This window comes from Microbacterium sp. MYb72, from assembly GCF_002979415.1.
Classification (GTDB): Bacteria; Actinomycetota; Actinomycetes; order Actinomycetales; family Microbacteriaceae; genus Microbacterium; species Microbacterium natoriense.
This window is the reverse complement of sequence record NZ_PCOT01000027.1, coordinates 1-22,706: the sequence shown is the minus strand read 5'-3', so window position 1 is coordinate 22,706 and position 22,706 is coordinate 1. Positions and strand designations below refer to the sequence as shown.

Here is a 22,706-nt window from a genome sequence, read left to right as displayed (position 1 = left end):
ATCGTCAGCGACGGAAGAGCACCGTCACGGGGTCGGATGCCGTGCCCTTCACGCTCTGCGTCACGGCGACGGACTGCGGCCGCGTCAGCTTGCGGTCGAGGACCAGCGCCCAGGTGCCGTCGGCGGCGACAGACGCGGTCGCGGGTGATGCCGTGCGCCCCGGGCCGCTCGTGAGCGCCGTGACCTCGGCGCCGGCGACGCCGGTGCCGCGGATCGTGATGCGGTCGCGGTCGAGCGCGGCGGTCGGCGCGGCCGGCGGCTGCGGGGTGACTCCCGCGGCCTCGTCCTGCACGGCGGAGAGGCTCGTCATCCACGTGAAGTCGGTCTTCGTGATGCTGTTGTCGCCGAACACCTTGCCGTCACGATCGACGGCGTAGGCGAAGAAGCCGCCCTTCGCGCCTTCCTCCGGCTGCCAGATGGCGTACTGGTAGGCGGTCGACGACGGCGCCGTGGCCGGGTCGTAGATGCCCTCGGCGTCGCCCCAGTGGGTGCGGTCCTGCTCCTCGTAGAAGGAGAAGCCGGGGAGGAAGCGGCACGGCGCGATGTCGTCGGCGAACGTCTCCCACGTCGCCTGCATGCCGCCCGTGCCGCGCCCGTACGCCTGCAGCAGCACGTAGGAGACGGTGTCGGAGACCGCCTCGAACAGTGCGGTGTCTCCGTCCTGGTTGGTGTCGTAGATGAAGATCCGGTCGGTGCCGGACTTCGGCCCGATGAGCTCGCCGAGGGCTCTGAACACGCCGATCGCGCGGGTGAGCTCGTCGCCCTGGGGGTAGGACTCGACGTCGATGTCGATGCCGTCGAGCCCGTACGGCGTGACGTAGGTGTCGACGAGCTCCTGCGCGTAGGCGGCGTAGGCGGCGTCGGTCAGGGGGATTTCGGCCTTGGCGAGCCGGTCGATCCACAGCGTGTAGACGACCTTCGTCCCGCGCGCGTGCAGCGTGGGCACGTAGGTGTCGCGGAGCGTCGGCCAGTAGTCGGTGCCAGCGGTGGCGCCGGCGTCGAACACCATCGCGACGTCGATCTCGGACGGCAGGTCGGTCATGCGCGTGACGTTCGGGTCCGGCAGGTTCGAGTTCGCGCTCTGCGGCACCGTGACGTCGCGCCAGGTGCGGTAGTACGCCATGGTCTGCGGAGTGCTCTCGCACTGCACGGTGCTGGAGGCGGAGGATGCCGCCGGAGCTGCGGTCGTGTCGGCGACGGCGGGCTGCGCGGCGAAGGCCGCGAGTCCGGTCAGCAGTGCGCTCAGTGCGAGCGCCGTCGTTCGCTTCATTGCTCTCTCCTTCGAGGGGTGGGGTGCTCAAGAGCGGCGAGTCGGCCGCCGCTACTTAAGCGCTTTAGTGGCACCGTAGCAGAGCGCAACTGTTGTGCCCAGTCCAATTTCACGATCGGCCTTGATCGCTACAGTTGTGGAATGTCCAAAGCCAAGCGCGTGACCATCACGGACATCGCCCGTCTGGCCGGGGTCTCTCCCGGCGCGGTGTCCTTCGCGCTGAACGGGCGCCCCGGAGTGAGCGAGCAGACGCGCCAGCGCATCCTCGACATCGCCGAGGAGCACCAGTGGCAGCCCAGCTCCGCCGCCAGGGCGCTGGTCGGAGCCCGCGCGGGGGTCATCGGCTTCGCGGTGAACCGTCCAGCCGACACGCTCGGCAACGAGGCCTTCTTCACCGACCTCATCGCCGGCGCCCAGTCGGCCCTCGCCGCCCACCGCATCGCCATGCAGATGGTGCTCGTCTCCTCGATCGAGGAGGAGGTGGCGACCTACCGCCGCTGGCGCAGCGCCAATCAGGTCGACGGCGTGATCGTGATCGATCCGCGCGACGACGACCCGCGCCTCGCCGTGCTCCCCGAGCTGGACATGCCCGCCGTCGTGATCGGCAGCCGTTCCTCCGAGGAGGGGCAGCCGGCATCCATCTGGCTCGACGACAGCCAGGTGGCCCACTCGCTCTTCGACTACCTGTCGGCGCTGGGACACCGCTCGATCGTCTACGTCGCCGGTCCCGAGGAGTTCCAGCACACGCGGCTGCGCATCGACGTGCTGGCCGGTCTCGCCGCCCGCGGCGTGACGGGAGAGGTGATCACGACGGACTTCTCGCCGCTCGCGGCATCCGCCACCATGCGCCGTGTGCTGAGCCGCCGCGATCGACCCACCGCCGTCGTGTTCGACAACGACGTGATGGCCATCGCCGGACTCCGCATCGCGCAGGAGATGGGCGTCTCGGTGCCGGGCGACCTCTCGATCGCCTCCTTCGACGATTCGGTCGTCGCAGGGCTCATGCACCCCTCGATCACCTGCGTCACGCGCGACACCTTCGGCCTCGGAGCGGATGCCGCGGCCTTCCTCCTCGAGCAGATCGAGGTGCCGGACGTGCTGCCCGACCGGGTGGGCGCGCTGCCCGTGCTCACCGTGCGCGAGAGCACGAGCGCCCCGCGCTAGCGGCTTCCCCTTCGGGACGGAACGGGCCGGAACGGCGCGGCGGCGGATGCGGTGCGGTCAGACGACCGTGTTCTGCGAGGCGTACGCGGGGCCGCCGACTCCGGGGCGCACGAGCTCGGTGATCCCTCGCGTCGCGAGGACCTCGGGCTTCTCGGCATCCGCCGACGTCACGAACGCGGGGTCGACGCCCGACTCGCACGCGTCGACCCAGGCCTGGAACACCGCGCCGCCGGGACCCAGGGCCGCGCGGCTGACGGGGGTCTCGTCCTCATCGACCTCGACGACGATGCCGAGTGTTCGTGCCGGAGCGTCCTGACGCTCGCGCAGTTCGGGGATGAGGTCGGCGAAGCGGCGGCCGATGGGCTTGGCCGATCCGTCCTGATCGATCAGCCCGAGCGTGTACTCCAGCTCGGGGAAGTCGGCGAGGCTGCGGCTGACGTCGTGGGAGCACCACCACGTCACGCCCCACAGGTTCTCGGTGCGGGCGGCCGAGCGCAGCGTCGCCTCGAGGAATCCGGGCGTCTGCTCCGGAGTGAGGCAGTTGGAGGGGGCGCCGACCTCCTGCAGCCAGATGGGCCGCGCGGGGTCGGTGGCGAAGCCGCGGGCCAGCTCGATCATGTACTCGGCGTGGCGGTCGGATGCCGTGGATCGGCCGCCGTAGCGCTGCGCCGTGCCGTTGAAGATCCAGGAGTGCACGGTCGTGATGTCGCCGAGCCGCGATGCGAGCCGCGGGGTGAAGCCGTGGCCGTCCATGTACCAGGCGGCGTCGTACTCGCTGTGCACGTGCTGCTGCGCGGGGGCCGCGGCGCGGGCGGCGTCGAGGAGAGTGGTGATCCAGTGCGCGGCCTCGGCTTCGGTCACCGGCCACGGCGACGGGTGCGTCTCCGCGGAGAACTGGTTGGTCTCGTTGCCCAGCGTGAAGCCGAGGAAGTTGCCCGCCTCGCTGAGGTTCGCGCCCAGCCGGGTGACGAGCTCGGCCTGGCCGCTCAGCGCGTCGGGGTGCGTGAACATGTTCTTGTCGTGCCAGGTGAACAGCCACGAGGGGATGAAGTCGAAGCTCGACAGGTGCCCCTGGATGACGTCGACGCTCGCGTCGAGCCCGAACTCCCCGGCCATCTCCACCACGGCGCGCACGTCGTCGATCGCGTCGCTGCGGATCAGGGTGCGGTTGGGCTGGAGCTGCGTCCACAGCGGGAAGATCCGCACGTGGTCGAGCCCGAGTCCGGCCAGCGCCTCGAAGTCGCGGCGGACCTCGTCGAGGTCGAGCGACATCCAGGAGTGCATCCACTGCGAACGCGGGGTGTAGTTGGCGCCGAAGCGCAGCGGGGCGACGAGACTGGGCATCGCTGTCCTTTCGAGAATCGACGCTGACACGAAGCATCCCGTGGCTGGACCGTCATGGCGACGGTGTGGCATGCTAAGGTCACTATACCGTTTTAGTACGGGTTGTGACAGCGACTCGAGCGAGACGCGCCAGCCTGGCCACTTCGAAGGAGAAGTCCATGAAGCACCGTTCCACAGCAGTCGCGGGCCTCGCGGTCGCGGCATCCCTCGTCCTCGCCGGATGCACCGGCGGCGGCGCCTCCACCCCGTCGGGTGGCGACGGCGAGATCGGCGGGGAGATCACCTTCCAGACCTGGTCTCTCAAGAACGACAAGTTCACGCCGTACTTCGAGGGCGTCGTCGCGGCGTTCGAGAAGGAGCACCCCGGCACGAAGGTGAAATGGATCGACCAGCCCGGCGACGGGTACGAGGACAAGATCCTGCAGCAGGCCGAGTCCGGCGAGCTGCCCGACGTGATCAACCTGCCGCCGGAGTACGCGTACTCGCTGGCATCCGCCGATCAGCTGCTCGACCTCGGCGGCGCATCGAAGGTCATCGACGACTACGTCGCCGGCGGCGTCGCGGCCTACCAGTACGACGGCGTCGAGGGCTCGTTCGCCTTCCCGTGGTACCTCGGGACCGAACTGAACTACTGGAACAAGGCGCTGCTCGCCAAGGGCGGCGTGACCGAGGCGCCGAAGGACTTCGACGAGACCCTGGATGCCGCCGAGAAGCTCGCCGCTGCCGGCGTGCCGATGTTCTCCTCCGTGCCCAGCCCGAAGACGCTGCAGATCGTCGGCGCCTCGCCCGACATCTTCAAGGACGGCGAGTTCGTCTTCAACACCCCCGAGGCCGCGAAGATCGTCGACCGCTACGCCGAGCTCTACAAGGCGGGCGCCATCACGGCCGAGGCTCTGCAGGGCGCGGGAACGGCGAACTCGAACATCAACATCTTCAACACCGGCGGCGTCGCCTGGACCACGGCCGGCCCGAACTACATCGACAAGGACGTCGCGGTCAACGCGCCGAACCTGCTCCCCGACGTCGATGTGACCAACGGCTTCGGCAACCCGCCGCTGTTCGTGCAGGGCATCAGCGTCTCGAAGAACTCGAAGAACTCCGCCACGGCCCTGGCCTTCGCCGAGTTCGTCACGAACACGGAGAACCAGATCGCGTTCGTGAAGCTCGCCGCGGGCTTCTTCCCCGGGACGATCGCGGCGAACGCCGACCCGTCCGTGTTCGCCGAGGCTCCGGTGAACGAGCTGCAGGGCACGGCGACGACGCTCGCCGCCGCGCAGATGGCCGACGCGAAGCAGACCGGCGCCCCGCAGTACACCGAGGCGATGGAGACCTACGCCAAGCAGCAGATCGCCCTCGCCATCACCGGCGAGATCTCCGGCCAGGAGGCGCTCGACAAGGCTGTGGAGTACGCCCAGCAGAACCTCGTCGGCTGAACGACGCGGCGGAGAGGACGAGACCGTGAAGAGACAGAGATGGTTCACGCCGTATCTGCTGGTGCTGCCGGCGGTGATCTGGGTGTTCGTGTTCGCGCTGTGGCCGTTCCTGAACACCGTGATGCTGGCCTTCACGGATGCTCGTCCGCTCCGCCCCGCCGAGTTCGTCGGGCTCGCGAACTTCGCGAAGCTCTTCGAGGACGAGCGGTTCGGCTACGCGCTGTCGACGTCGCTCGTCTACGTCGTCGTGTGCGTGCCGCTGCTGACGTTCCTGCCGCTGCTGCTCGCGATGCTCGTGCACAACAAGATCCCCGGCATCGGGTTCTTCCGCACGACGTTCTACTTCCCGGTGATCGCCTCGGCCGTGGTCGTGGCGATCGTCTGGGAGTTCCTGTTCTCCGGCAGCGGCACCGTGAACTCGGCGCTGAAGTTCTTCGGGCTCGCCGACCGGCCGATCGAGTTCCTCTCCGACCGCTGGCTGCTGATCGGCTGCGCGATCGGCCTCACGGTGTGGAAGGGTCTCGGCTATTACATGGTCGTGTACCTCGCGGCCCTCGGGAACGTCGGTCGTGAGCTGCACGAGGCGGCGGCGATGGACGGCGCCGGTCGCTGGCGCCGGTTCTGGTCGGTGACCGTCCCGGGGGTGCGCGGCCCGATGATGCTCGTCTCGGTGCTCGTCTGCGTGGGGGCGATGCGCGTGTTCACCGAGCTCTACGTCCTCTCCAACGGCTCTGGCGGCCCCGGCGGGCGCGCGATGAGCATGGTGATGCTCATCCAGTCGATGGGCAAGGGCCTCAACGGCCAGGTCGGCTACGCATCCGCCATCTCCCTCGTGCTGTTCCTGCTCACGCTCGTGCCCCTCGCGGTCGTCGGCATCCTCAACAACAGCGACACGATCAAGGAGGCGCTGGTGACCAGACGCACGGCGAAGGCCGCGAAGGTCGCCCGCCGCGCGCAGGAGGTGGCCCGATGAGCGTTGATCAGAAGCTGCGCCGCGAGCGCCCGTACCGCACGAGCGGATCGGTCGACATCATGAAGCCGTCGCTCGGCGGCCTGATCGGCAGGTACGCACTGCTGCTCGTCGTGCTCGCCGTCATGGTGTTCCCGTTCCTGTGGCAGATGTCGACGTCTTTCAAGGGCGCCACCGAGAACATCTACGACTTCCCGCCCTCGCTGATCCCGCAGGCGCCGACGCTCGACAACTACGCCGAGGTGTTCCGCACGATCCCCGTGCTCGACTACGCCTGGCACTCGCTGCTGGTCGGCGTGGGCACGGTCATCACCAACGTCATCTTCGCCACCATCGGCGGCTACGCGCTGGGGACGATGCGCTTCCGCGGCAAGTGGATCGTGCTGGCGATCATCTTCTCGACGCTCCTGCTGCCCGGAGAGGTCACGCTGACCAGCCAGTACCTGACGGTGAAGTCGCTGGGGCTCGCGAACACCCTGTGGGGGGTCTTCCTCCCCGGAGCGATCGCCGCGATCAACGTGCTGCTGATGATGGCGGCGTGCCGCATGATCCCTCCGGACACCCTGGACGCCGCGACCATCGACGGCGCCAACACGATGCAGCGGCTGCGTCACATCGTGTGGCCGAACGTGCGGGGCATGGTCTCGGTCGTGGCGCTGTTCGCGTTCATCGGCGCGTGGGACGACTTCCTCTGGCCGCTCGTCGTGCTCTCCGACCCGGCGAACTACACCCTCACCGTCGGCATGCAGTACCTCAGCTCGAACTTCTCGGCGAACCCGCGCGTCATCGCGGCGGGCACGATGATCGCGCTCGTGCCGATCATCCTGCTCTTCGCGGCGCTGCAGCGGCAGTTCTTCAAGGGCGTCGAGGAGGGCAGCGTCAAGGGATGACAGCGGATGCCGAGAACACACCGCGCTGGCTGGCGCTCCCGCAGCCTCGGACGGCGGCGCTGACCGGAGGGCTCTGGCGCCCGGCATCGGTGCGCGTCGTCGCCGACGACCCCGCGTTCGCGCGGGAGGCCGTGCGGCTGGAGGCGGAGCTCGCCGCGCGGGGGATGCCGAGCGGCGACCGCTCGATCATCCGCCTGGTGGCCACCGCTCCGAGCGCGGCCTCGACGGAGGCGTTCGAGATCGACATCGCCGACGACGTCGAGGTGCGCGCGTCGAGCCCGGTCGGGATCTTCCGTGCGACCAGGCAGCTGCTGCACAACCTCCGAGCGCAGGGCGCAGTGCCGCACGGGGCGGTGCGGTCGGCGCCGTCGGTGCCGGAGCGCGGCCTCCACCTCGACGCCGCCCGCAAGCACTTCCCGACCGAGAGCATCCTCGCCCTCCTCTCCGCGCTCGCCGACGTCGGCCTCACCTCCCTCCAGTGGCACGTGTCGGAGCACGAGGGCTTCCGCATCGGATCGGAGGCGTTCCCGGAGGTCGTCTCGGCGGAGCACGTCTCGCGCACGGACGCGGCGGTCATCGCGGAGGCGGCGGCGGATCTGCACATCGACCTCATCCCGTCGCTCGACATGCCGGGGCACCTCGGGCGCGTCCTGGCCGCGCACCCGGAGCTGCGGCTCCCCGGGGCGGACGGGAACCCGATCGAGGGAGCCCTGGACATCACCCGCGACGAGGCCGTGGCGTTCGCGCGCCGGCTGATCGACGACGTCGCCCCGCTGTTCCCGCACAGCACGCGGTGGAACCTCGGCGGAGACGAGTTCGTCGACTTCGCCCGCATCGACGACCATCCGGCCCTCGCCGGGGCGGCGCGCGAGCGCTTCGGCGACCGCGCGACGGGCTTCGACCTGCTGACCGACTTCGTCAACCGCATCGCCGCGCACCTGCGCGATCACGGCTTCGCCGCGCGGGCGTGGAACGACGGGATGCTGCGCGGCGAGGTCGTCGCGCTCGACCCCGACGTGACGCTCACGTGGTGGACCAACTGGCACGTCGACATGCGCCCGCTCTCCGCGGCGGTCGCGGCGGGCGCCCGGCTGGTCAACTTCCACGACGGCCTCTTCTACTACGTGCTGGGGGAGAAGGCCGGCTACCGCTACCCGACGAGCGCGCGGATCTGGGAGGCCGAATGGCACCCCGGGCTGTTCCCCTCGCTGCCGGACGGGACGCGTCAGGAGATCGCGGCGCCCTACCCGGCGCTCCTGCTCGGCTCGTTCTTCTCGGTGTGGTCCGACGACTCCGACGCGCAGAGCGTGGAGCAGGTGCTCGACGGCATCCGCTCACCGCTGCGGGCGATGGCGGAGCGCGCGTGGAACGGCGGCTCGCGCCTCCGGCTCGCCGAGTTCGACGAGATCGACGCGCGGATCGGTGTCGCGGCTCCGCCCGCGTCAGCGGCCCGGTAGCGTCGAGGCGTCGAATCGATTCCGTGCGCTCCATCGAATTAATAAAGTAATCTGAGTAATCCCCCGACCCGTCAAACGGAGACACCCCCCTCATGCATGACGACACCTCTCTCACCGTCGGCCGCGTCAAGCGGGTGCTCGATGAGCGCATCCGCCCCGCCATCCACTCGGCCTCCGTGCCGCTGACGGTGGAGCGCAACGAGCTGCCGGGCGAGCCGATCGCGCCCGCAGACGGCCTGGCGCTGCCCTTCGCCCCGGACTCCGTGCCGAGCGTGTGGGGACCCGCCTGGTCGACGACCTGGTTCAAGCTCACCGGTCGCGTGCCGGCGGAGTGGGCCGGCCGCAGGGTCGAGGCCGTCATCGACCTCGGCTTCGACATCAACATGCCGGGCTTCCAGTGCGAGGCGCTCGTCTATCGCGCCGACGGCACCCCGGTGAAGAGCATCAACCCGCGCAACCAGTGGCTTCCCATCACCGAGACCGCCGACGGCGACGAGCCGGTCGAGCTGTACCTCGAAGCCGCCGCCAACCCCGTGCTGCTCGATTACCACCCCTTCCTGCCGACGCAGGAGGGCGACATCCGCACCTCCTCCACGGAGCCGCTGTACCGCACGCGCCGCATCGACCTCGCCGTCTTCGAGAGCGAGGTGTTCGAGCTCTCCCTCGACCTCGAGGTGCTGTTCGAGCTGCAGGCCGAGCTCCCCGCGACGTCCCCGCGCCGCATGCGGATCCTGCAGGCGATGGACGACGCCCTCGACGTCCTCGATCTGCAGCGCATCGCCGCCACGGCATCCGATGCCCGCGCGCGGCTCGCCGACGTCCTCGCGGCGCCCGCCGAGGCGAGCGCCCACCGCATCTCGGCCATCGGGCACGCCCACATCGACTCCGCCTGGCTGTGGCCCGTGCGCGAGACGATCCGCAAGGTGGCCCGCACCACGTCCTCGATGACGACGCTGCTCGAGGAGCAGCCCGAGTTCCAGTACGGCATGTCGAGCGCGCAGCAGTACGCATGGCTCAAGGAGCACCGCCCTGAGGTGTACGCGCGGGTCAAGGCAGCCGTCGCCGACGGTCGCTTCCTGCCGCTGGGCGGGATGTGGGTCGAGTCCGACACCGTGATGCCGACGGGTGAATCGCTCGTGCGGCAGTTCTCCTACGGCCAGCGGTTCTTCGAGAGCGAGTTCGGCATCCGATCGAAGGGCGTATGGCTGCCCGACAGCTTCGGCTACTCGCCCGCCCTCCCGCAGCTCATGCGCAGGGCCGGGTTCGAGTGGTTCTTCACGCAGAAGATCTCGTGGAACCAGCAGAACGTCTTCCCGCACCACACCTTCCTCTGGGAGGGCATCGACGGCTCGCAGATGTTCACGCACTTCCCGTCGATGGACACGTACAACTCGCAGCTCAGCGGCATGGAGGTGGCCAAGGCCTCGCGGCAGTTCAAGGAGAACCGCCTGAGCTCGCGCTCGATCGCCCCCGTCGGCTGGGGAGACGGCGGCGGAGGCACCACCCGCGAGATGACCGGCAAGGCCACCCGCCTCGCCGATCTCGAAGGCAGCGCCCAGGTCGTGTGGGAGCACCCCGACGTCTTCTTCGACGCCGCGCGCGCCGAGCTGCCGCACCCCGCCGTGTGGGTCGGCGAGCTCTACCTCGAACTGCACCGCGGCACGCTCACCAGCCAGCACGCCACGAAGGCGCTCCACCGCTGGGCCGAGCACGCGCTGGTCGAGGCCGAGCTGTGGGCCGCGACGGATGCCGTGCGCACCGGCGCGGCGTACCCGCAGGAGGCGCTCGACCGCCTGTGGCAGACGGTGCTGCTGCACGAGTTCCATGACATCCTCCCCGGCACCTCCATCGCCTGGGTGCACCGCGAGGCCGTCGAGGTGCTGTCCGGGGTTCTCGACGAGGCGCGAGCGCTCGCCGACGACGCCCGTCGCTCCCTCGCGGGGGAGGGTGACCGCGAGCTGCGCTTCGTGCCCAGCTCCGTCGGTGCGGGCGGTGCGGGCGGTGCGGGCGGTGCGGGCGGCGCGGGTCGGGCGCTGGGCGCCGCGTTCGCCGAGGCCCCGGCCGCGGCATCCGTCTCCCTCGCCGAGGAGAGCGGCGGCTGGCGTCTGGAGAACGACCTCGTGTCGGTGCTCATCTCGGCCGACGGGCTGATCGTCTCCGCGGTCGATCGGGCCTCCGGGCGCGAGGCCGTCGCCGAGGGCGCCGCCGCGAACCTGTTCCAGCTGCACCAGGACTTCCCGAACATGTGGGATGCGTGGGACATCGACCGCTATTACCGCAACAGCGTCGACGACCTCACCGAGGTCTCCGAGATCACCGCATCCGTGGTCGACGGCGCCGCCGTCGTGAAGGTCGTCCGCCCGTTCTCGGAGTCGTCGATCGCGCAGACGATCATCCTCCGCCCTGGGTCGCGCACGGTGCTCCTGCGCAACGAGATCGACTGGCACGAGACCGAGAAGCTGCTCAAGCTCTCCTTCCCTCTCGACATCCAGGCCGCGCACACCGAGGCCGAGACGCAGTTCGGGTACCAGTCGCGCGTGACGCACACGAACACCAGCTGGGAGGCCGCCAAGTTCGAGACGTCCATGCACCGGTTCGTGCTGGTGCGCGAGCAGGACTTCGGCGTCGCTCTGGTGAACGACTCCATCTACGGCTACGACACCTCGCGCGAGGTGCACGACGACGCGGTCACCACGACGGTGCGGCTCTCGCTGCTGCGCGCCCCGCGCTTCCCCGACCCCGACACCGACCACGGCCACCACGAGATCGAGATCGGCTTCGTGATCGGAGCGGATGCCGCGATCGCCACCGCCGAGGGCATCGCGCTGAACTCCCCGGCCACGGTCGTGCAGGGCGCCCGCGAGGTCGCGCCGCTCGTGTCGGTGCAGGGCGACGGCATCGTCGTGTCGGGCGTGAAGCTCGCCGACGACGGCTCGGGAGACGTGATCGTGCGGCTCTACGAGGCGCTCGGACGCCGCGCGACCGGTTCGATCACGGCGGACTTCGAGCACAGCGGGATCCGCGAGGTGAGCCTCATCGAGGACGCGCTGGACGAGCCGCGTCTCGGCGGCGAGCTGCGACTGCGTCCCTTCGAGGTGCGCACGCTCCGCATCGTGCGCTGAGCCCCTGCGGGCGGTTCCCGTCGCGAAAGATCTCGGAATAGCGCCGAGATAGCGGGATCTTTCGCGACGGGAGCAGGCGGCGTGTCCTCAGGCCGCGCGGAACGCCTCGAAGTCGGCGCGCGAGACGTCGGCGTAGGCGCGGGCCCAGTCGAGCAGCGCTGACGCGACGGCGCGGCCTCCGCCGATGTACCCCGCGACCTCGGATGCCGTGACCGACTGGCTGTGCGCGCGGGCGACGGTCGCCGCGCACGCCTGCGCATAGGTCACGAAGGGTCCGTCGTCGAGCTCCTCGACCTCGATGCTGCCCTTCATGTCGTGGAACTGCCGCACGTAGAAGTCGGCGTTCGGCGACCGCAGGTGACCGAGGAACGGGTCGGAGAGCGCCTGCAGGATGCGCTGCATCGACACGACGCGGGCCCCCTCTCCGTGAGCTTCGATCAGCTCCTGCAGCGCGGGCGGCTGCTCGACGCGGCCGTACTCGACGAGCACGCTCTGCGCGGCCTCCTTCGGCTGCATCAGCACGGTGCTGTCCTCGCCGTCCTGGAAGAGCACCAGGTAGCAGCGGGTGCCGACGCTGCCGACACCGACGACGCGGCGGGCGACGTCGGTGACCGTGTAGTGCTCGAACAGCAGCGCCACGTCGGGGCTCGCCGTCCGGCGGTACTGGTCGACGAGGTCGTGCACGACGGCGAGCAGGTCGTCGGCGACGGGTGCGGTCGTCGGCTCCTGGTGGAGGAAGCGCCGGCGTCCGTCGGCATCCACCTGCGTCAACCGCCGGACCGCCCGCTCGCCGGTGCGACGCTCGGCCTGCTTCACGGCGCTGCGGATCGCCTTCTGCGACGCCCTGTCGAGCATGCTGCGGGTCTGGTCGACGTCGAAGTGCGTGAAGTAGCGGTCCTTCGGGCTGAGCGCGGTGGCCCTCGCGATGCCGCGGGAGTAGGTGGTGACGGCGGCGAGGGCGGCCTGGTCGATCACGGCATCCGTGCGCCCAGACGCCTGACCGCCGATCACGATGCTCGCGACGAGCCGCTTCACGTCCCACTCCCACGGCGCCCAGGCGGCCTCGTCGAAGTCGTTGAGGTCGAACATGAGGCTGCGCTGCGGCGACGCGTAGAAGCCGAAGTTCGACACGTGGGCATCGCCGCAGGACGCGACGAGGATGCCGCTGTGCGGAGCATCGGCGAGATCGGCCGCCATGAGCGCCGCTGTCCCGCGGTAGAAGGCGAACGGGCTCGCCGACATGCGCTCGATGCGCAGCGGCACGAGATCTTGCAGTCGCGTGCGGTTCTGCCTCTCGAGGATGCCGAGCGGATCGCGAGCGCCCGTGGAGTGCTCCGCCAGCATGCGCCGCGGGGTGCTCTTGCGCGCCTCGGCTCCCTTCTGGAGGAGGGCGGCGTGCGAGGGCGGCGGTGTCCACAGTGCGACCATTCCGTCATTGTGGCAGGAGTCCGAGCGGAGGACGATGGCGGGATGGCGAACATCGACGACGTGCGGGAGATCGCGATGGCGCTCCCCGGGGTGGAGGAGCGCACCGGCGGTCACACGGGGGAGCCGGCATGGCGGCTGAAGAGCGGTCAGATCGCGTGGATCCGCGGGCCGAGGGCGACGGATCTGCGCCAGCTGGAGGAGCTCGGCCGCTCCTGGCCGGACGGCCCCGTGCTCGGGGTGCGGGTCGGGTCGCTGGAGGAGAAGGCGGCGCTGCTCGCCGCCGAGCCGGATGCGCTGTTCAGCATCCCCCACTTCGACGGGTATCCGGGGCTGCTCGTGCGACTCGATGCGATCGACCGCGACCGCCTGGCGGAGATCATCGCCGACGCGTGGCTGCTGCGCGCTCCGGCGCGGATCGCGAAGGAGTGGCTCGCGGAGCACGGGCTGGAGTAGGGCCGCTCCAGAACTCCGGAGAATCGGGCGGAATCAGGGCGGGAAGAGGCGCGGCCGGAGTTCTTCGGAGCCGATCTCCGGAGTTCTGGAGCCAGTGCGGGGCTGTCCGGGCTGACCGCGCTGCCGGGGGCTGCCGGGGGCTGCCGGGGCTAGCGGCTGCCGCCGACTCAGGCCGGAGGCAGCCGCAGCACCTCGGGCGACTCCCCGCCGGTGAGGTCGTCGGCGATGCGGATGCTGCGCGCCAGCTCGTCGAGCGCGCCGATCAGGGTGCCGAAGCGCTCGCGCTCGCCGCAGATCGCCGTGAGCGTCACGAGATGCGTTCCGGTGTCCCACGTGTAGGACGCGAAGGGCGGAGAGGAGGGCGACGCCGGCATCGGCACGACGAGCTTCTCGCCCCGGCCGAGCCAGCGGCTCTGGAACGACTCGGTGTCGTCGTAGTCCATCGGCATCGACGCCCGCGCGATGCGCACGTCGGGGGTGAGCGCCTGCGCCGTGACCATCGCGACGACGAGCTCGGGGTCGGCCTTCCACGTCCACACCAGCACGCGGCCGTCCGCGCGCTTCATGAGCAGCGGCGCCGCCTGGCTCATCACCCATGCGCCGAACTTCGACCCGGGGCGCTCGACGGCGCCCAGAGCGGAGTTCGCCTGACCCAGCAGCATCCGGATGGCGGCCTTGCGATGGCGGCGGCCCTTGAATCCGAGCGAGTCCGTCACGGGGATCCAGAGCTGGGGGTCGGCGTCGGCGATCAGTCGCATGACACCACGGTAGGGGGTGAGCCTGTGCGGATGCCGGTGCACGAACGGAACAGGACGCCGCTATCGTGACCGTGGGCGGAGTTCTGGGAGGGCAGCGCATGAGCGGGTTCGAGCGTCGGACGATCACGATCGATCGCCGCGATCAGCGGGCCGTGCTCGGCGGCCACGTCAGACAGTCGCGCAGGGTCTTCGTCCTGCTCGGGGTCGTCGTCGTGCTGTTCGCCGTCGCGGCCGGGCTCAGCGCCCTCGACGGCTCGCCGTCGTCCGCCTGGGGGATCGCCGGGGGCAGCGTGTGCCTCGTCGTCGTTCTGGTGACGCTCCTTATCGGGAACCAGGCCCTGATGGTCCGCCGGCAGCTGCCGCTCGGCGCCGAGTTCAGCCTCACGGTCTCCGATGACACCCTCGACATCGACGGCCCCGGCGGCGCCGATCGCATCCGGTGGCGTCAGCTGTCGAACCTGACGAGGGTCGGCGGCGGCGTCTACGTCACGATCGCCCCGTCGAACGCGCGCCTCGGGCTGCCGGGACGACTCATCGGAGATGACGCGCTGGCGCAGGCCGTGGAGTCGATCCGCCTGGCCGACGGCGTCGGCGGTCGCGCGGACGCTTCCGCCCGCGCATCCGCTCCCGCATCCGCCGTCGCAGACGCTGTCCCGTCGGCTCCCGCGCTCAGCGCCTCCATCGTGTTCACGGCGGGCGACCAGCGCGTCGCGCGCGCCGCGCTGCTGCGTCGGTCGGGACCGCTCCTCGCCGTCTTCGGGGTCCTCGGTGCGGTCGGCATCGCCGGACTCGCGGCGGGAGCCACCGGCATCCTGCCTCGCGACACGATGGGGTTCTTGGCCGTCGTCACGGCGCTCGCCGTCGTGTGCCTGATCGTCCTGGTCGTGGCGGTGAGCCGTGCGGTCAGCCGGACCCTCGCGCTCGGTACGGCGCAGACCCTCACGCTCGCTCCGGACGCCCTCGAGCTGACCGGCCCCGGTGGCGAGACGCGACTGCTCTGGAATCAGCTGTCCGGGCTCAGGCGCGCGGGGGGCGCCGTGACGGTGAAGACGGCGCCGTCGCGGACGACGCTGCTGTTCGTCGGGCGCCTCATCGACGACGAGATGTACGCCGCGATCGAGCAGCGCATCGAGTCGGCGCAGAGGAGCGGAGTGGACTCGCACCGGGTCTGACTGTGCGGATGCCGGTACGCCTGAGCCGCGGGATCAGGGGCCTCCGGTAAAGTGGCGACCGCCCGACCAGGGCTTTCCTTGGCCGCCGAACCGTAAGGCAGCATGTCCTCTTCTCCCATCGATTCGACGAGTGCCCCCGCACCCGCGCCTCGCGCGCTGAAGATCCTCATCGGGTGCGACACCTTCTCGCCCGACATCAACGGCGCCGCCCGCTTCGCCGAGCGCCTCGCCGCCGGACTCGTGCAGCGGGGCCACGACGTGCATGTCGTCGCCCCCAACCAGGCCTACCGTCGTGCCGCTGCGCGGACCGAGGTCATCGAGGGCGAGCCCATGACGCTGCACCGTCTGCCGTCGGTCCGCTGGGTCGCGCACGACTGGATCCGCTTCGTGTGGCCGTGGCGCTCGAAGCACTACGCACGTCAGATCATCGACCAGGTGAAGCCCGACGTGGTGCACATCCAGTCGCACATCGTCATCGGCCGCGGGCTCGCCCGCATCGCCCACGAGCGCGGCATCCCCGTCATCGCGACGAACCACGTCATGGCGGAGAACATCCTCGACCACTCGATGATGCCGAAGTTCATCGACGACCTCGTGCTCAAGTACGCGTGGGCCGACGCGAAGAACACCTTCGACCTCACCCGCGCGGTGACCACCCCGACGCGTCGCGCGGCGGACTTCCTCGAGAAGACGGTCGACGTGAAGGGCGTGATCCCGATCAGCTGCGGCATCGACCGCACGCAGTACACCCCGGTCATCGGCCCGCGCGAGAAGAACCGCATCATCTTCGTGGGGCGACTCACCGCCGAGAAGCAGGTCGAGGTCATCCTGCAGGCGATGACGAAGCTCGACCCGGCGCTCGAGGCGACGTTCGACATCGTCGGCGGCGGCGACCAGCGCAAGAACCTCGAGAACCTCGCGGTCAAGCTCGGGCTCGGCGACCGCGTCACCTTCCACGGGCGCACGACCGACGAGCAGCTGCGCGCGCTGCTGTCGCGGGCCTCGGTGTTCGCGATCGCCTCGATCGCCGAGCTGCAGTCGATCGCGACGATGGAGGCCATGGCCTCGGCGCTCCCGATCGTCGCCGCGGATGCCGTCGCCCTCCCGCACCTCGTGCACGACGGCGAGAACGGCTACCTGTTCGAGCCGGGGAACGTGGAGGAGCTGGCCGCACGCCTCACCGACGTGCTGACCGCCGACAAGGCGGAGTACGAGCGGATGCAGCACGCCTCCCTCGACGGCGTCGCGATCCACGACATCAACCGCACCCTCGACACCTTCGAGGCTCTGTACCGCGACGAGAAGCTGCCCGAGTAGCGGGCGGCCCGGCGCGATGCACATCGTCTTCTTCGGCGATCAGCACCTCGACTCCCTCGGCGGGGCGCAGGTGTCGATGCGGCTGCAGCGCGAGTTCCTCGAACGCGCCGGTCACACGGTCACCGTCGTCGCGCCGAGGATGCACGGACCGCGCGCCGGCGGCTTCGACGCGGCGAACGTCGATCTGCCGTCGATGCCGATCACCGCAGACCGCGAGTATGCGATGAGCTGGCCGGGGCGCTCCACCGACCGCTTCCTCGACCGCGCGATGACGCGGCGTCCGCCCGTCGATCTCGTGCACGTGCAGGCCGACTTCTGGGGCGGCTTCATCGGACACAGGTATGCGGAGCGCCACGGCATCCCCGTCGTGCACACGATGCACAACCGCGTCGACGTCGGCATCCGCGCGGTCACGCCGCTCGCCGCTCCCGTGCTGGCCTTCCTGAACGCGTGGCGCCGTCGTGCGCTGCGCGGCTCGGGCTCCGGTACCGACGGCTGGGCGTTCCTGCGGGGGCTCGCCGCCGGAGCCTCCGCGGTCACGGCGCCCTCGACGCACTTCGCCCGCAGGCTCGAGGAGCACGACGTGTTCTCCCCGGTCGACGTGGTGTGGAACGGCATCGACGACGACGTGCGCGAGGCGACCCTCGCGGCGGCGCCGGAGGAGCGGGCGCCCGGCCGGCCGCGCTTCGTGTGGCTCGGACGGATGAGCCCCGAGAAGCGGCTGCTCCCGTTCCTGGAGGCGTTCGTCGCCGCGGGAGTCGACGCCGACCTCGAGATCATCGGGGGCGGTGCGCAGCGAGCAGCAGCGGAGAAGATCGTCGCGGGACTCCCGCACGTGCGGTTCGCGGGAAAGCTCAGCTACCCGGAGACGCTCGCCCGCATCGCGGCGGCCGACGCCCTCGTGCAGACCTCGATCGGCTTCGAGACCCAGGGCATGACCCCCTTCGAGGCGGCGACCCTCGGCACCCCGTCGGTGATCAGCGATCCGGACATCGCGGCAGAGCTCGGCGGCGGCCTGTGGGCGGTGCCGGATGCCGACGGCGACGAGCCGCGACGCATCGCCGCGCTCGCGGAGACGCTGCGGCAGGCGGCATCCGATATCGCGGGAGGCACCGCACCCGTGCCGCTGCCGTCCGTCGCCGAGGCGTTCCGTCAGTCGTCGCGCACGGCGGCGATGGTCGAGGTGTACGAGCGGGTGCTCGCCGGAGCTCGCTGAACCGGACTCGCGGTCGTCAGCTCTTCGCGCCGGTCAGAGCGAGCGTGCCGCCGAGGCCGATCATCATCACGCCGCCGGCGCCGGAGAGCGTCGACATGCGCCGCGGAGAGCGCCCGAACCACGCGCGGGCCGTGCCGGCCACGAGGACCCACACGCTGTCGCAGACCATGGCGAGGGTCTGGAAGATCAGCCCGAGCAGCAGGAGCTGCGCCCACACCGGCCCCGCGGCGGGAGAGACGAACTGGGGCAGGACTGCGACGAAGAACGCGATGGTCTTCGGGTTGGTCGCACCGACGATGAAGCCCTGGCGCAGGAGCTTTCCGGCGGATGCGGGCTCGCGCGCGGCATCCGTACGGTGATCGTGCCGGTGGCGGATCGCCTGGATGCCGAGCCACACGAGGTAGGCGGCGCCGACGATCTTGATGATCGTGAAGGCGAGCACGGACGAGGCGACGATGGCTCCGACGCCGAAGGCGACGGCGACGACCGCGGGGACGGTGCCGAGCGCGTTGCCCACCACGCTCAGCGCACCGGCGCGGCGGCCGAGGGAGAGGGAGCGTCCGACGACGAACAGCACGCTCGGGCCGGGGATGACGATGATCACGACCGAGGCGACGACGAACGCCACGAGGCTGTCCAGAGGGATCATGAGCCGACCCTACACCTCGGTGTCAGAGGAGCGTGTAGGCCAGGTTCACCGCCCAGCCGCCGAGATGTGCGACGACCGTCGCCCCGGCGATGCCGACCGCGATGGCGGCGGCGAGTCGCGGTTCCGGGCGGCGCAGTGCGATGATCCCGAGGACGAGAGCGACCGCGCCCGCGATCAGCACGACGAGAGCGACGACACTCGACAGCACACTCACGACGCCGTAGCCGCCCCTGGTGATGAGGAAGGGGTAGATCAGGCCCGAGAGGGAGCCGATGCCGGCGGTGATCGCGGCGATGAGCAGGGCGATCCGGCCGAGCGGGTTCCCGGGCTCCGTCAGACCGGCGTACACGGGCGAGGTCGGATACGGCGGAGTGAGGGGATGCGGGGGGCCTCCGGCCGACGTCGGGTACTGCGGCGGAGCGCCGTACGGCTGTCCGGGGCTCGGCTGGTGCGGATCGCTCATGAGGTCTCCCGGTCAGATGAAGGAGTAGACGAGAGTGGAGAGCCAGGACACGACGGTGCCGAAGAGCTCCGCGGCCGCGATGCCGATCGCGATGCCCGCGAGCACCCGCGGCCCTGGACGCCGGAGCGCGGCCAGACCGAGAGCGAGTGCGACCCCGGCGGCCGCCAGGGTGATGACGCCGATGAGCGCGGAGAGCACGCCCATGCTGATCGGCGTGGAGTAGTCGAGCAGGCTGCTCGCGAGCGGGTAGGCGATCGTGCTCAGGGTGCCGACGACGAGGCCGACCAGGGCGATGATGAACGCGGTGCGACCGAGCGCGCCGCTCGACGTCGGAGGAGAGGGAGGGCCGGCGGGCCCCGAGGTCGGGAACTGCCCGGGATGCGGGGCGCCGACGGGGTGACCGACCCGCTGATACGGCGCGGTCTCGGGCGGATGGCCCTGCGGGCCGCCGTAGGGCTGAGGAGGATGCGGTGCGGACTGGGGCTGATGCGGTGCGGACTGGGGCTGAGCGCTCGGCTGAGGAGGAAGCGGTGCGGACTGCGGCTGAGGGCTCGGCTGTCCGTGCGGCGGGACAGGAGGCTGCAGGGGCTCGCTCATGCAGTCGAGCGTAGCCCCGGCATCCGACGGACGGGGAGACCTACCTGTACACGTGCCCGAGCTCGGCCCGGTCGAGGGCATCGTGCTCGGCGACGCGGTTCCAGTCGGTGGGCGTGCGGCGGTAGCCGTCGCGACGCAGTTCGATGACGGTGGCGATGAGCCCCCACACGCTGAGGGCGATGAGTGCGAAGACGAGTATCATGGCAGAAACACTACGATCAGTGTTGATCCGCCACGAGTGGCAGAATAGACTACAAACGCATGAAATCTGCCAAAGAACGGACGCGCTCATGAAGACGGTCGCCTGCATCATCCAGGACGGTTTCGCCCCCTTCGAGTTCGGCGTCGCCTGCGAGGCCTTCGGTCTCGACCGCAGCGACGAAGGGGTGCCGAGCTTCGACTTCCGCGTCGTCGCGCCGCGTGCCGGGGTCGTGAACTCGAAGATGGGGTTCTCGGTCAACGTCGAGAACGACCTGTCCTTCGCCTACGAGGCCGACCTCGTCGTCTTCTGTCCGCTGCCGCGCGAGTACTGGGCGCAGATCGATCCGCTGCTGCTCGATGTCGCGCGCGACGCCGTGGCCCGAGGCGCGTGGGTCATGAGCGTGTGCAGCGGCTCCTTCATCCTGGGGGCTGCGGGCGTGCTCGACGGACGCCGGGCCACCACGCACTGGATGTACGCGCACCACATGGCGGAGATGTACCCGCAGATCGACATCGACCCCGATGTGCTGTTCGTGCAGGACGGCCGCATCATCACGAGCGCCGGCACCGCCGCCGGCATCGACGCGTGCCTGCACCTGCTGCGGCTGGAGATCGGCGCCGAGCTGACCAACCGCGTCGCCCGGCGCATGGTCGTCCCCCCGCAGCGCGACGGCGGGCAGGCGCAGTTCATCGATCGCCCGATCCCGCACGGCAACGGGGACTCGCTGTCGGCGGTCGCGGACTGGGCCGTCGAGAATCTGCGCGACGACCTGGGCGTCGAGCGCCTGGCCGCGAGGGCGCTCATGTCGCCCCGCACCTTCGCCCGTCGGTTCAAGGCCGAGTACGGAGCGACGCCCGCGGCCTGGCTCGGCCGACAGCGGATCATCCACGCGCAGCGGATGCTGGAGCGCACCGACCTCGCGCTCGATCAGATCGCCGACGAGTGCGGCTTCGGCTCCGCGGCCGTGCTGCGGCAGAACTTCACGCGCATGCTCGGCACGACGCCGACCGCCTACCGCGCGCGCTTCTCCTGCGCGTCCGACGAGGCCTCCGCGGCCTAGCGCCGCGGCATCCGCTTCCGGCTGCGGCATCGGCATCCGCGTCCGGCGTCGTCACCCGCTCGCGTCTGCCAGAACTCCGGAGAACCTCGACGGCTCGGCTGTGAACGGGGCGGATCGGCGGAATCCGCCGCGGATCTCCGGAGTTCTGGCGTGCGTGATCGCCGCACCCCCGCGTCGGTCGTGCGCCGGGAGTGGACGCGGGGAGGCTCAGGAGGCCTTGGGGAAGAGGATGCGGAAGGCGCGCAGGTAGCGGTCGGTGCGCTCGGGCATGGAGAAGTCGGGGTCGATGTAGACGAGCGGGGACTCGCGGTCGTCGCGGACCTTCGGCGTCTGGTCGTCGTGCGTCATGTCGGTCACCTCTCCGTTGAGCTAGATTCCATGATTCGGAAGTTTACTTTTGATTTATGGAAGAGTAGCGCGATGGCCGCGATCCGGTCAAGGGGTGCACGCCGAAGCGCCCGGGTCGGCAGGCGACCCGGGCGCTCCGTTCGGAGGATCAGCTGCAGGTCATGGACCCTGCGCGCAGGGCGTGGCCTCCCGTGTCGCCGTCATCCGCCCAGACCGCGTAGCGAGAGCCGCTGACGCACTGCGGGGCGAGGGCGAATCCCTCGTTGTTGATGTTCGGCATCCCGCTCGGGCGGTCGTGGTGCGCGACCTCCGTGAACGAGCCGGAGGTGATCTTCAGCGCAGCCACCTCGCCATCGCAGGTGTCGTCGCACACGCTCCACAGCGTGTGCGTGCTCGGCTGGTACTCCAGCTCCATGACGGCGTCGAAGCCCGAGCCGAAGGTCGCGACCCTGGTGAAGCCGCCGCTGAGGTTCAGCGCGTAGGCGTAGACGTCGCCCGTGGCCTCCAGGCCGACGAAGAACAGACCGCCGCCGTGGTTCGCGTAGGACGAGGGCGAGTACGCCGCCCCCGTGCGCTGGTCGATGAAGCCGTCTGCGACGAGGTCGCCATCCGGGATCCAGGCGATCGACTCGAGGCTGTCGTTCGCGCCCACCGAGGGCAGGTCGGACGTGAGGTTCCACTCCTTGACCGCCGTCAGCGATCCGGAGCCCGATCCCGGCTGGTATCGCAGGATCGACGGGCGGCTCGTGCTCTTGCTCGATCCGTTGCGCTCGGAGGCGACGAACAGGTCGGTTCCGACGGCAGCGACGCCCTCGGCGTCGACCGTGCCCGAACCGGTCGGGAAGCGCAGGGTGCGTCCGCCCGACCAGCCGGAGGAGTCCACCCAGGTCGTGCCCTGGCGGACGAGGCGGTGCAGCGTGCCGGAGCCGTTGTTCACGGCCCACAGCACGGAGCCGTCGGCGGAGAACGACAGGCCGCTCATGTCGGTGTCGAACGTGTCGGTGGCGTCGGCGACCGTGATCTGCGACGAGCCCGGCCATGCCGGTCCGGTCGGCGTCGTCGGAGTCGGAGTCGGGGTGGGCGTCGGGGTCGGCGTCGGCGTGGGGGTGCCGCCGCCGGTGAGGGTGTAGGCCTCGACCTCGAACAGGGAGTACCCGTAGGAGGTGCCGCGTGCGGTGCCGTAGATGCGGAGGTAGCGGCCGGTGCCGTTGAGGTTGGTGAACTCGTCGGTGCCGCCGTTGCCCGCGGCCTCTGTGGCGAGGGTGGTCCAGGTGGTGCCGTCGGCGGAGACCTCGACCCGGTACTTGGACGCGTATGCGGCTTCCCACTTCAGGACGACCTTGTCGACCTTGGACCCTGCGCCCAGGTCGATGCGGATCCACTGCGGGTCCAC

General features: G+C 70.3%; 21 protein-coding genes. 11 read left to right on the top strand and 10 right to left on the bottom strand.

All coding sequences use genetic code 11. The annotated features are described in order from the left end of the window. Positions 1-4: 4 nt before the first annotated feature. On the bottom strand, positions 5-1,270 hold the full coding sequence (locus CQ047_RS18925) for an endo-beta-N-acetylglucosaminidase family protein (RefSeq protein WP_181155954.1): 1,266 nt from the start codon (positions 1,268-1,270) through the stop codon (positions 5-7). 141 nt (positions 1,271-1,411) lie between these two features. On the opposite strand from CQ047_RS18925, the gene CQ047_RS14320 reads away from it, so the two are divergent. Then, positions 1,412-2,434: a LacI family DNA-binding transcriptional regulator gene (locus tag CQ047_RS14320; RefSeq protein ID WP_105676382.1), complete on the top strand. Its 1,023-nt coding sequence runs from the start codon at positions 1,412-1,414 to the stop codon at positions 2,432-2,434. 57 nt (positions 2,435-2,491) lie between these two features. Here CQ047_RS14320 and CQ047_RS14315 read toward each other — a convergent pair whose 3' ends face one another. Further along, complete coding sequence (locus CQ047_RS14315; protein WP_105676380.1) at positions 2,492-3,778, bottom strand: glycosyl hydrolase; 1,287 nt, start codon at positions 3,776-3,778, stop codon at positions 2,492-2,494. A gap of 158 nt (positions 3,779-3,936) precedes the next feature. On the opposite strand from CQ047_RS14315, the gene CQ047_RS14310 reads away from it, so the two are divergent. The 5 genes from CQ047_RS14310 (at position 3,937) to CQ047_RS14290 (ending at position 11,650) form a co-directional block, all read left to right on the top strand. Continuing rightward, positions 3,937-5,211, top strand: a complete 1,275-nt coding sequence (locus tag CQ047_RS14310; protein WP_105676379.1) for an extracellular solute-binding protein — start codon at positions 3,937-3,939, stop codon at positions 5,209-5,211. Between the two features lie 25 nt (positions 5,212-5,236). Then, positions 5,237-6,184, top strand: a complete 948-nt coding sequence (locus CQ047_RS14305; RefSeq protein WP_105676377.1) for a carbohydrate ABC transporter permease — start codon at positions 5,237-5,239, stop codon at positions 6,182-6,184. Next, complete coding sequence (locus tag CQ047_RS14300; RefSeq protein ID WP_105676375.1) at positions 6,181-7,071, top strand: carbohydrate ABC transporter permease; 891 nt, start codon at positions 6,181-6,183, stop codon at positions 7,069-7,071. The genes CQ047_RS14305 and CQ047_RS14300 overlap by 4 nt, the downstream gene beginning before the upstream one ends. Beyond that, entirely contained in the window at positions 7,068-8,528 is a 1,461-nt protein-coding gene (locus tag CQ047_RS14295; protein WP_105676374.1) for a family 20 glycosylhydrolase, read from the top strand. The genes CQ047_RS14300 and CQ047_RS14295 overlap by 4 nt, the downstream gene beginning before the upstream one ends. Positions 8,529-8,620: 92 nt before the next feature. Further along, entirely contained in the window at positions 8,621-11,650 is a 3,030-nt protein-coding gene (locus CQ047_RS14290) for a glycoside hydrolase family 38 C-terminal domain-containing protein (protein WP_105676373.1), read from the top strand. Positions 11,651-11,737: 87 nt separating this feature from the next. Here the strand turns inward: CQ047_RS14290 and CQ047_RS14285 are convergent, their stop codons facing one another. Continuing rightward, a complete protein-coding gene (locus CQ047_RS14285) occupies positions 11,738-13,078 on the bottom strand; it encodes a DUF2252 domain-containing protein (RefSeq protein ID WP_105676372.1) in 1,341 nt (446 codons plus the stop codon). Positions 13,079-13,120: 42 nt separating this feature from the next. Between CQ047_RS14285 and CQ047_RS14280 the strand changes: the two genes are divergently transcribed. Then, positions 13,121-13,531 (top strand): MmcQ/YjbR family DNA-binding protein, encoded by a 411-nt coding sequence (locus CQ047_RS14280; protein ID WP_105676371.1) that lies wholly within the window; start codon positions 13,121-13,123, stop codon positions 13,529-13,531. Positions 13,532-13,698: 167 nt separating this feature from the next. Here CQ047_RS14280 and CQ047_RS14275 read toward each other — a convergent pair whose 3' ends face one another. Beyond that, on the bottom strand, positions 13,699-14,289 hold the full coding sequence (locus CQ047_RS14275; RefSeq protein WP_105676369.1) for a hypothetical protein: 591 nt from the start codon (positions 14,287-14,289) through the stop codon (positions 13,699-13,701). A gap of 98 nt (positions 14,290-14,387) precedes the next feature. Here CQ047_RS14275 and CQ047_RS14270 point away from each other — a divergent pair, with 98 nt between their 5' ends. The 3 genes from CQ047_RS14270 (at position 14,388) to CQ047_RS14260 (ending at position 17,994) form a co-directional block, all read left to right on the top strand. Further along, a complete protein-coding gene (locus tag CQ047_RS14270; protein ID WP_105676368.1) occupies positions 14,388-15,461 on the top strand; it encodes a hypothetical protein in 1,074 nt (357 codons plus the stop codon). A gap of 102 nt (positions 15,462-15,563) precedes the next feature. Further along, the gene (locus tag CQ047_RS14265) at positions 15,564-16,778 is read left to right on the top strand and encodes a glycosyltransferase (protein ID WP_105676367.1); all 1,215 of its coding nucleotides are present in this window, start codon (positions 15,564-15,566) and stop codon (positions 16,776-16,778) included. 16 nt (positions 16,779-16,794) lie between these two features. Next, positions 16,795-17,994: a glycosyltransferase gene (locus CQ047_RS14260; RefSeq protein WP_105676366.1), complete on the top strand. Its 1,200-nt coding sequence runs from the start codon at positions 16,795-16,797 to the stop codon at positions 17,992-17,994. A 16-nt stretch (positions 17,995-18,010) separates the two neighbouring features. Here the strand turns inward: CQ047_RS14260 and CQ047_RS14255 are convergent, their stop codons facing one another. From CQ047_RS14255 to CQ047_RS18920, 4 genes are read right to left on the bottom strand one after another with little or no spacing between them, the layout of a single operon-like run. Next, positions 18,011-18,643, bottom strand: a complete 633-nt coding sequence (locus CQ047_RS14255) for a LysE family translocator (protein WP_105676364.1) — start codon at positions 18,641-18,643, stop codon at positions 18,011-18,013. Positions 18,644-18,665: 22 nt separating this feature from the next. Then, positions 18,666-19,106: a hypothetical protein gene (locus CQ047_RS14250; RefSeq protein WP_105676362.1), complete on the bottom strand. Its 441-nt coding sequence runs from the start codon at positions 19,104-19,106 to the stop codon at positions 18,666-18,668. A 12-nt stretch (positions 19,107-19,118) separates the two neighbouring features. After that, positions 19,119-19,703: a hypothetical protein gene (locus CQ047_RS14245; protein ID WP_105676361.1), complete on the bottom strand. Its 585-nt coding sequence runs from the start codon at positions 19,701-19,703 to the stop codon at positions 19,119-19,121. Between the two features lie 40 nt (positions 19,704-19,743). Beyond that, positions 19,744-19,905 (bottom strand): hypothetical protein, encoded by a 162-nt coding sequence (locus CQ047_RS18920; protein ID WP_181155953.1) that lies wholly within the window; start codon positions 19,903-19,905, stop codon positions 19,744-19,746. 88 nt (positions 19,906-19,993) lie between these two features. On the opposite strand from CQ047_RS18920, the gene CQ047_RS14240 reads away from it, so the two are divergent. Then, on the top strand, positions 19,994-20,965 hold the full coding sequence (locus tag CQ047_RS14240) for a GlxA family transcriptional regulator (protein ID WP_105676360.1): 972 nt from the start codon (positions 19,994-19,996) through the stop codon (positions 20,963-20,965). 207 nt (positions 20,966-21,172) lie between these two features. Here the strand turns inward: CQ047_RS14240 and CQ047_RS18915 are convergent, their stop codons facing one another. Next, positions 21,173-21,313: a hypothetical protein gene (locus CQ047_RS18915; RefSeq protein ID WP_181155952.1), complete on the bottom strand. Its 141-nt coding sequence runs from the start codon at positions 21,311-21,313 to the stop codon at positions 21,173-21,175. A 148-nt stretch (positions 21,314-21,461) separates the two neighbouring features. Next, positions 21,462-22,706: discoidin domain-containing protein (locus tag CQ047_RS14235; protein WP_105676358.1), on the bottom strand; the 1,245-nt coding region annotated here is incomplete at its 5' end.

Coding starts and splice junctions, on each gene's coding strand:
- CQ047_RS18925 (WP_181155954.1), bottom strand. CDS start 1,270: ATGAAGCGAACGACGGCGCTCGCACTGAGCGCACTGCTGACCGGACTC.
- CQ047_RS14320 (WP_105676382.1), top strand. CDS start 1,412: ATGTCCAAAGCCAAGCGCGTGACCATCACGGACATCGCCCGTCTGGCC.
- CQ047_RS14315 (WP_105676380.1), bottom strand. CDS start 3,778: ATGCCCAGTCTCGTCGCCCCGCTGCGCTTCGGCGCCAACTACACCCCG.
- CQ047_RS14310 (WP_105676379.1), top strand. CDS start 3,937: ATGAAGCACCGTTCCACAGCAGTCGCGGGCCTCGCGGTCGCGGCATCC.
- CQ047_RS14300 (WP_105676375.1), top strand. CDS start 6,181: ATGAGCGTTGATCAGAAGCTGCGCCGCGAGCGCCCGTACCGCACGAGC.
- CQ047_RS14295 (WP_105676374.1), top strand. CDS start 7,068: ATGACAGCGGATGCCGAGAACACACCGCGCTGGCTGGCGCTCCCGCAG.
- CQ047_RS14290 (WP_105676373.1), top strand. CDS start 8,621: ATGCATGACGACACCTCTCTCACCGTCGGCCGCGTCAAGCGGGTGCTC.
- CQ047_RS14285 (WP_105676372.1), bottom strand. CDS start 13,078: ATGGTCGCACTGTGGACACCGCCGCCCTCGCACGCCGCCCTCCTCCAG.
- CQ047_RS14280 (WP_105676371.1), top strand. CDS start 13,121: ATGGCGAACATCGACGACGTGCGGGAGATCGCGATGGCGCTCCCCGGG.
- CQ047_RS14275 (WP_105676369.1), bottom strand. CDS start 14,289: ATGCGACTGATCGCCGACGCCGACCCCCAGCTCTGGATCCCCGTGACG.
- CQ047_RS14270 (WP_105676368.1), top strand. CDS start 14,388: ATGAGCGGGTTCGAGCGTCGGACGATCACGATCGATCGCCGCGATCAG.
- CQ047_RS14265 (WP_105676367.1), top strand. CDS start 15,564: ATGTCCTCTTCTCCCATCGATTCGACGAGTGCCCCCGCACCCGCGCCT.
- CQ047_RS14260 (WP_105676366.1), top strand. CDS start 16,795: ATGCACATCGTCTTCTTCGGCGATCAGCACCTCGACTCCCTCGGCGGG.
- CQ047_RS14255 (WP_105676364.1), bottom strand. CDS start 18,643: ATGATCCCTCTGGACAGCCTCGTGGCGTTCGTCGTCGCCTCGGTCGTG.
- CQ047_RS14250 (WP_105676362.1), bottom strand. CDS start 19,106: ATGAGCGATCCGCACCAGCCGAGCCCCGGACAGCCGTACGGCGCTCCG.
- CQ047_RS14245 (WP_105676361.1), bottom strand. CDS start 19,703: ATGAGCGAGCCCCTGCAGCCTCCTGTCCCGCCGCACGGACAGCCGAGC.
- CQ047_RS18920 (WP_181155953.1), bottom strand. CDS start 19,905: ATGATACTCGTCTTCGCACTCATCGCCCTCAGCGTGTGGGGGCTCATC.
- CQ047_RS14240 (WP_105676360.1), top strand. CDS start 19,994: ATGAAGACGGTCGCCTGCATCATCCAGGACGGTTTCGCCCCCTTCGAG.
- CQ047_RS18915 (WP_181155952.1), bottom strand. CDS start 21,313: ATGACGCACGACGACCAGACGCCGAAGGTCCGCGACGACCGCGAGTCC.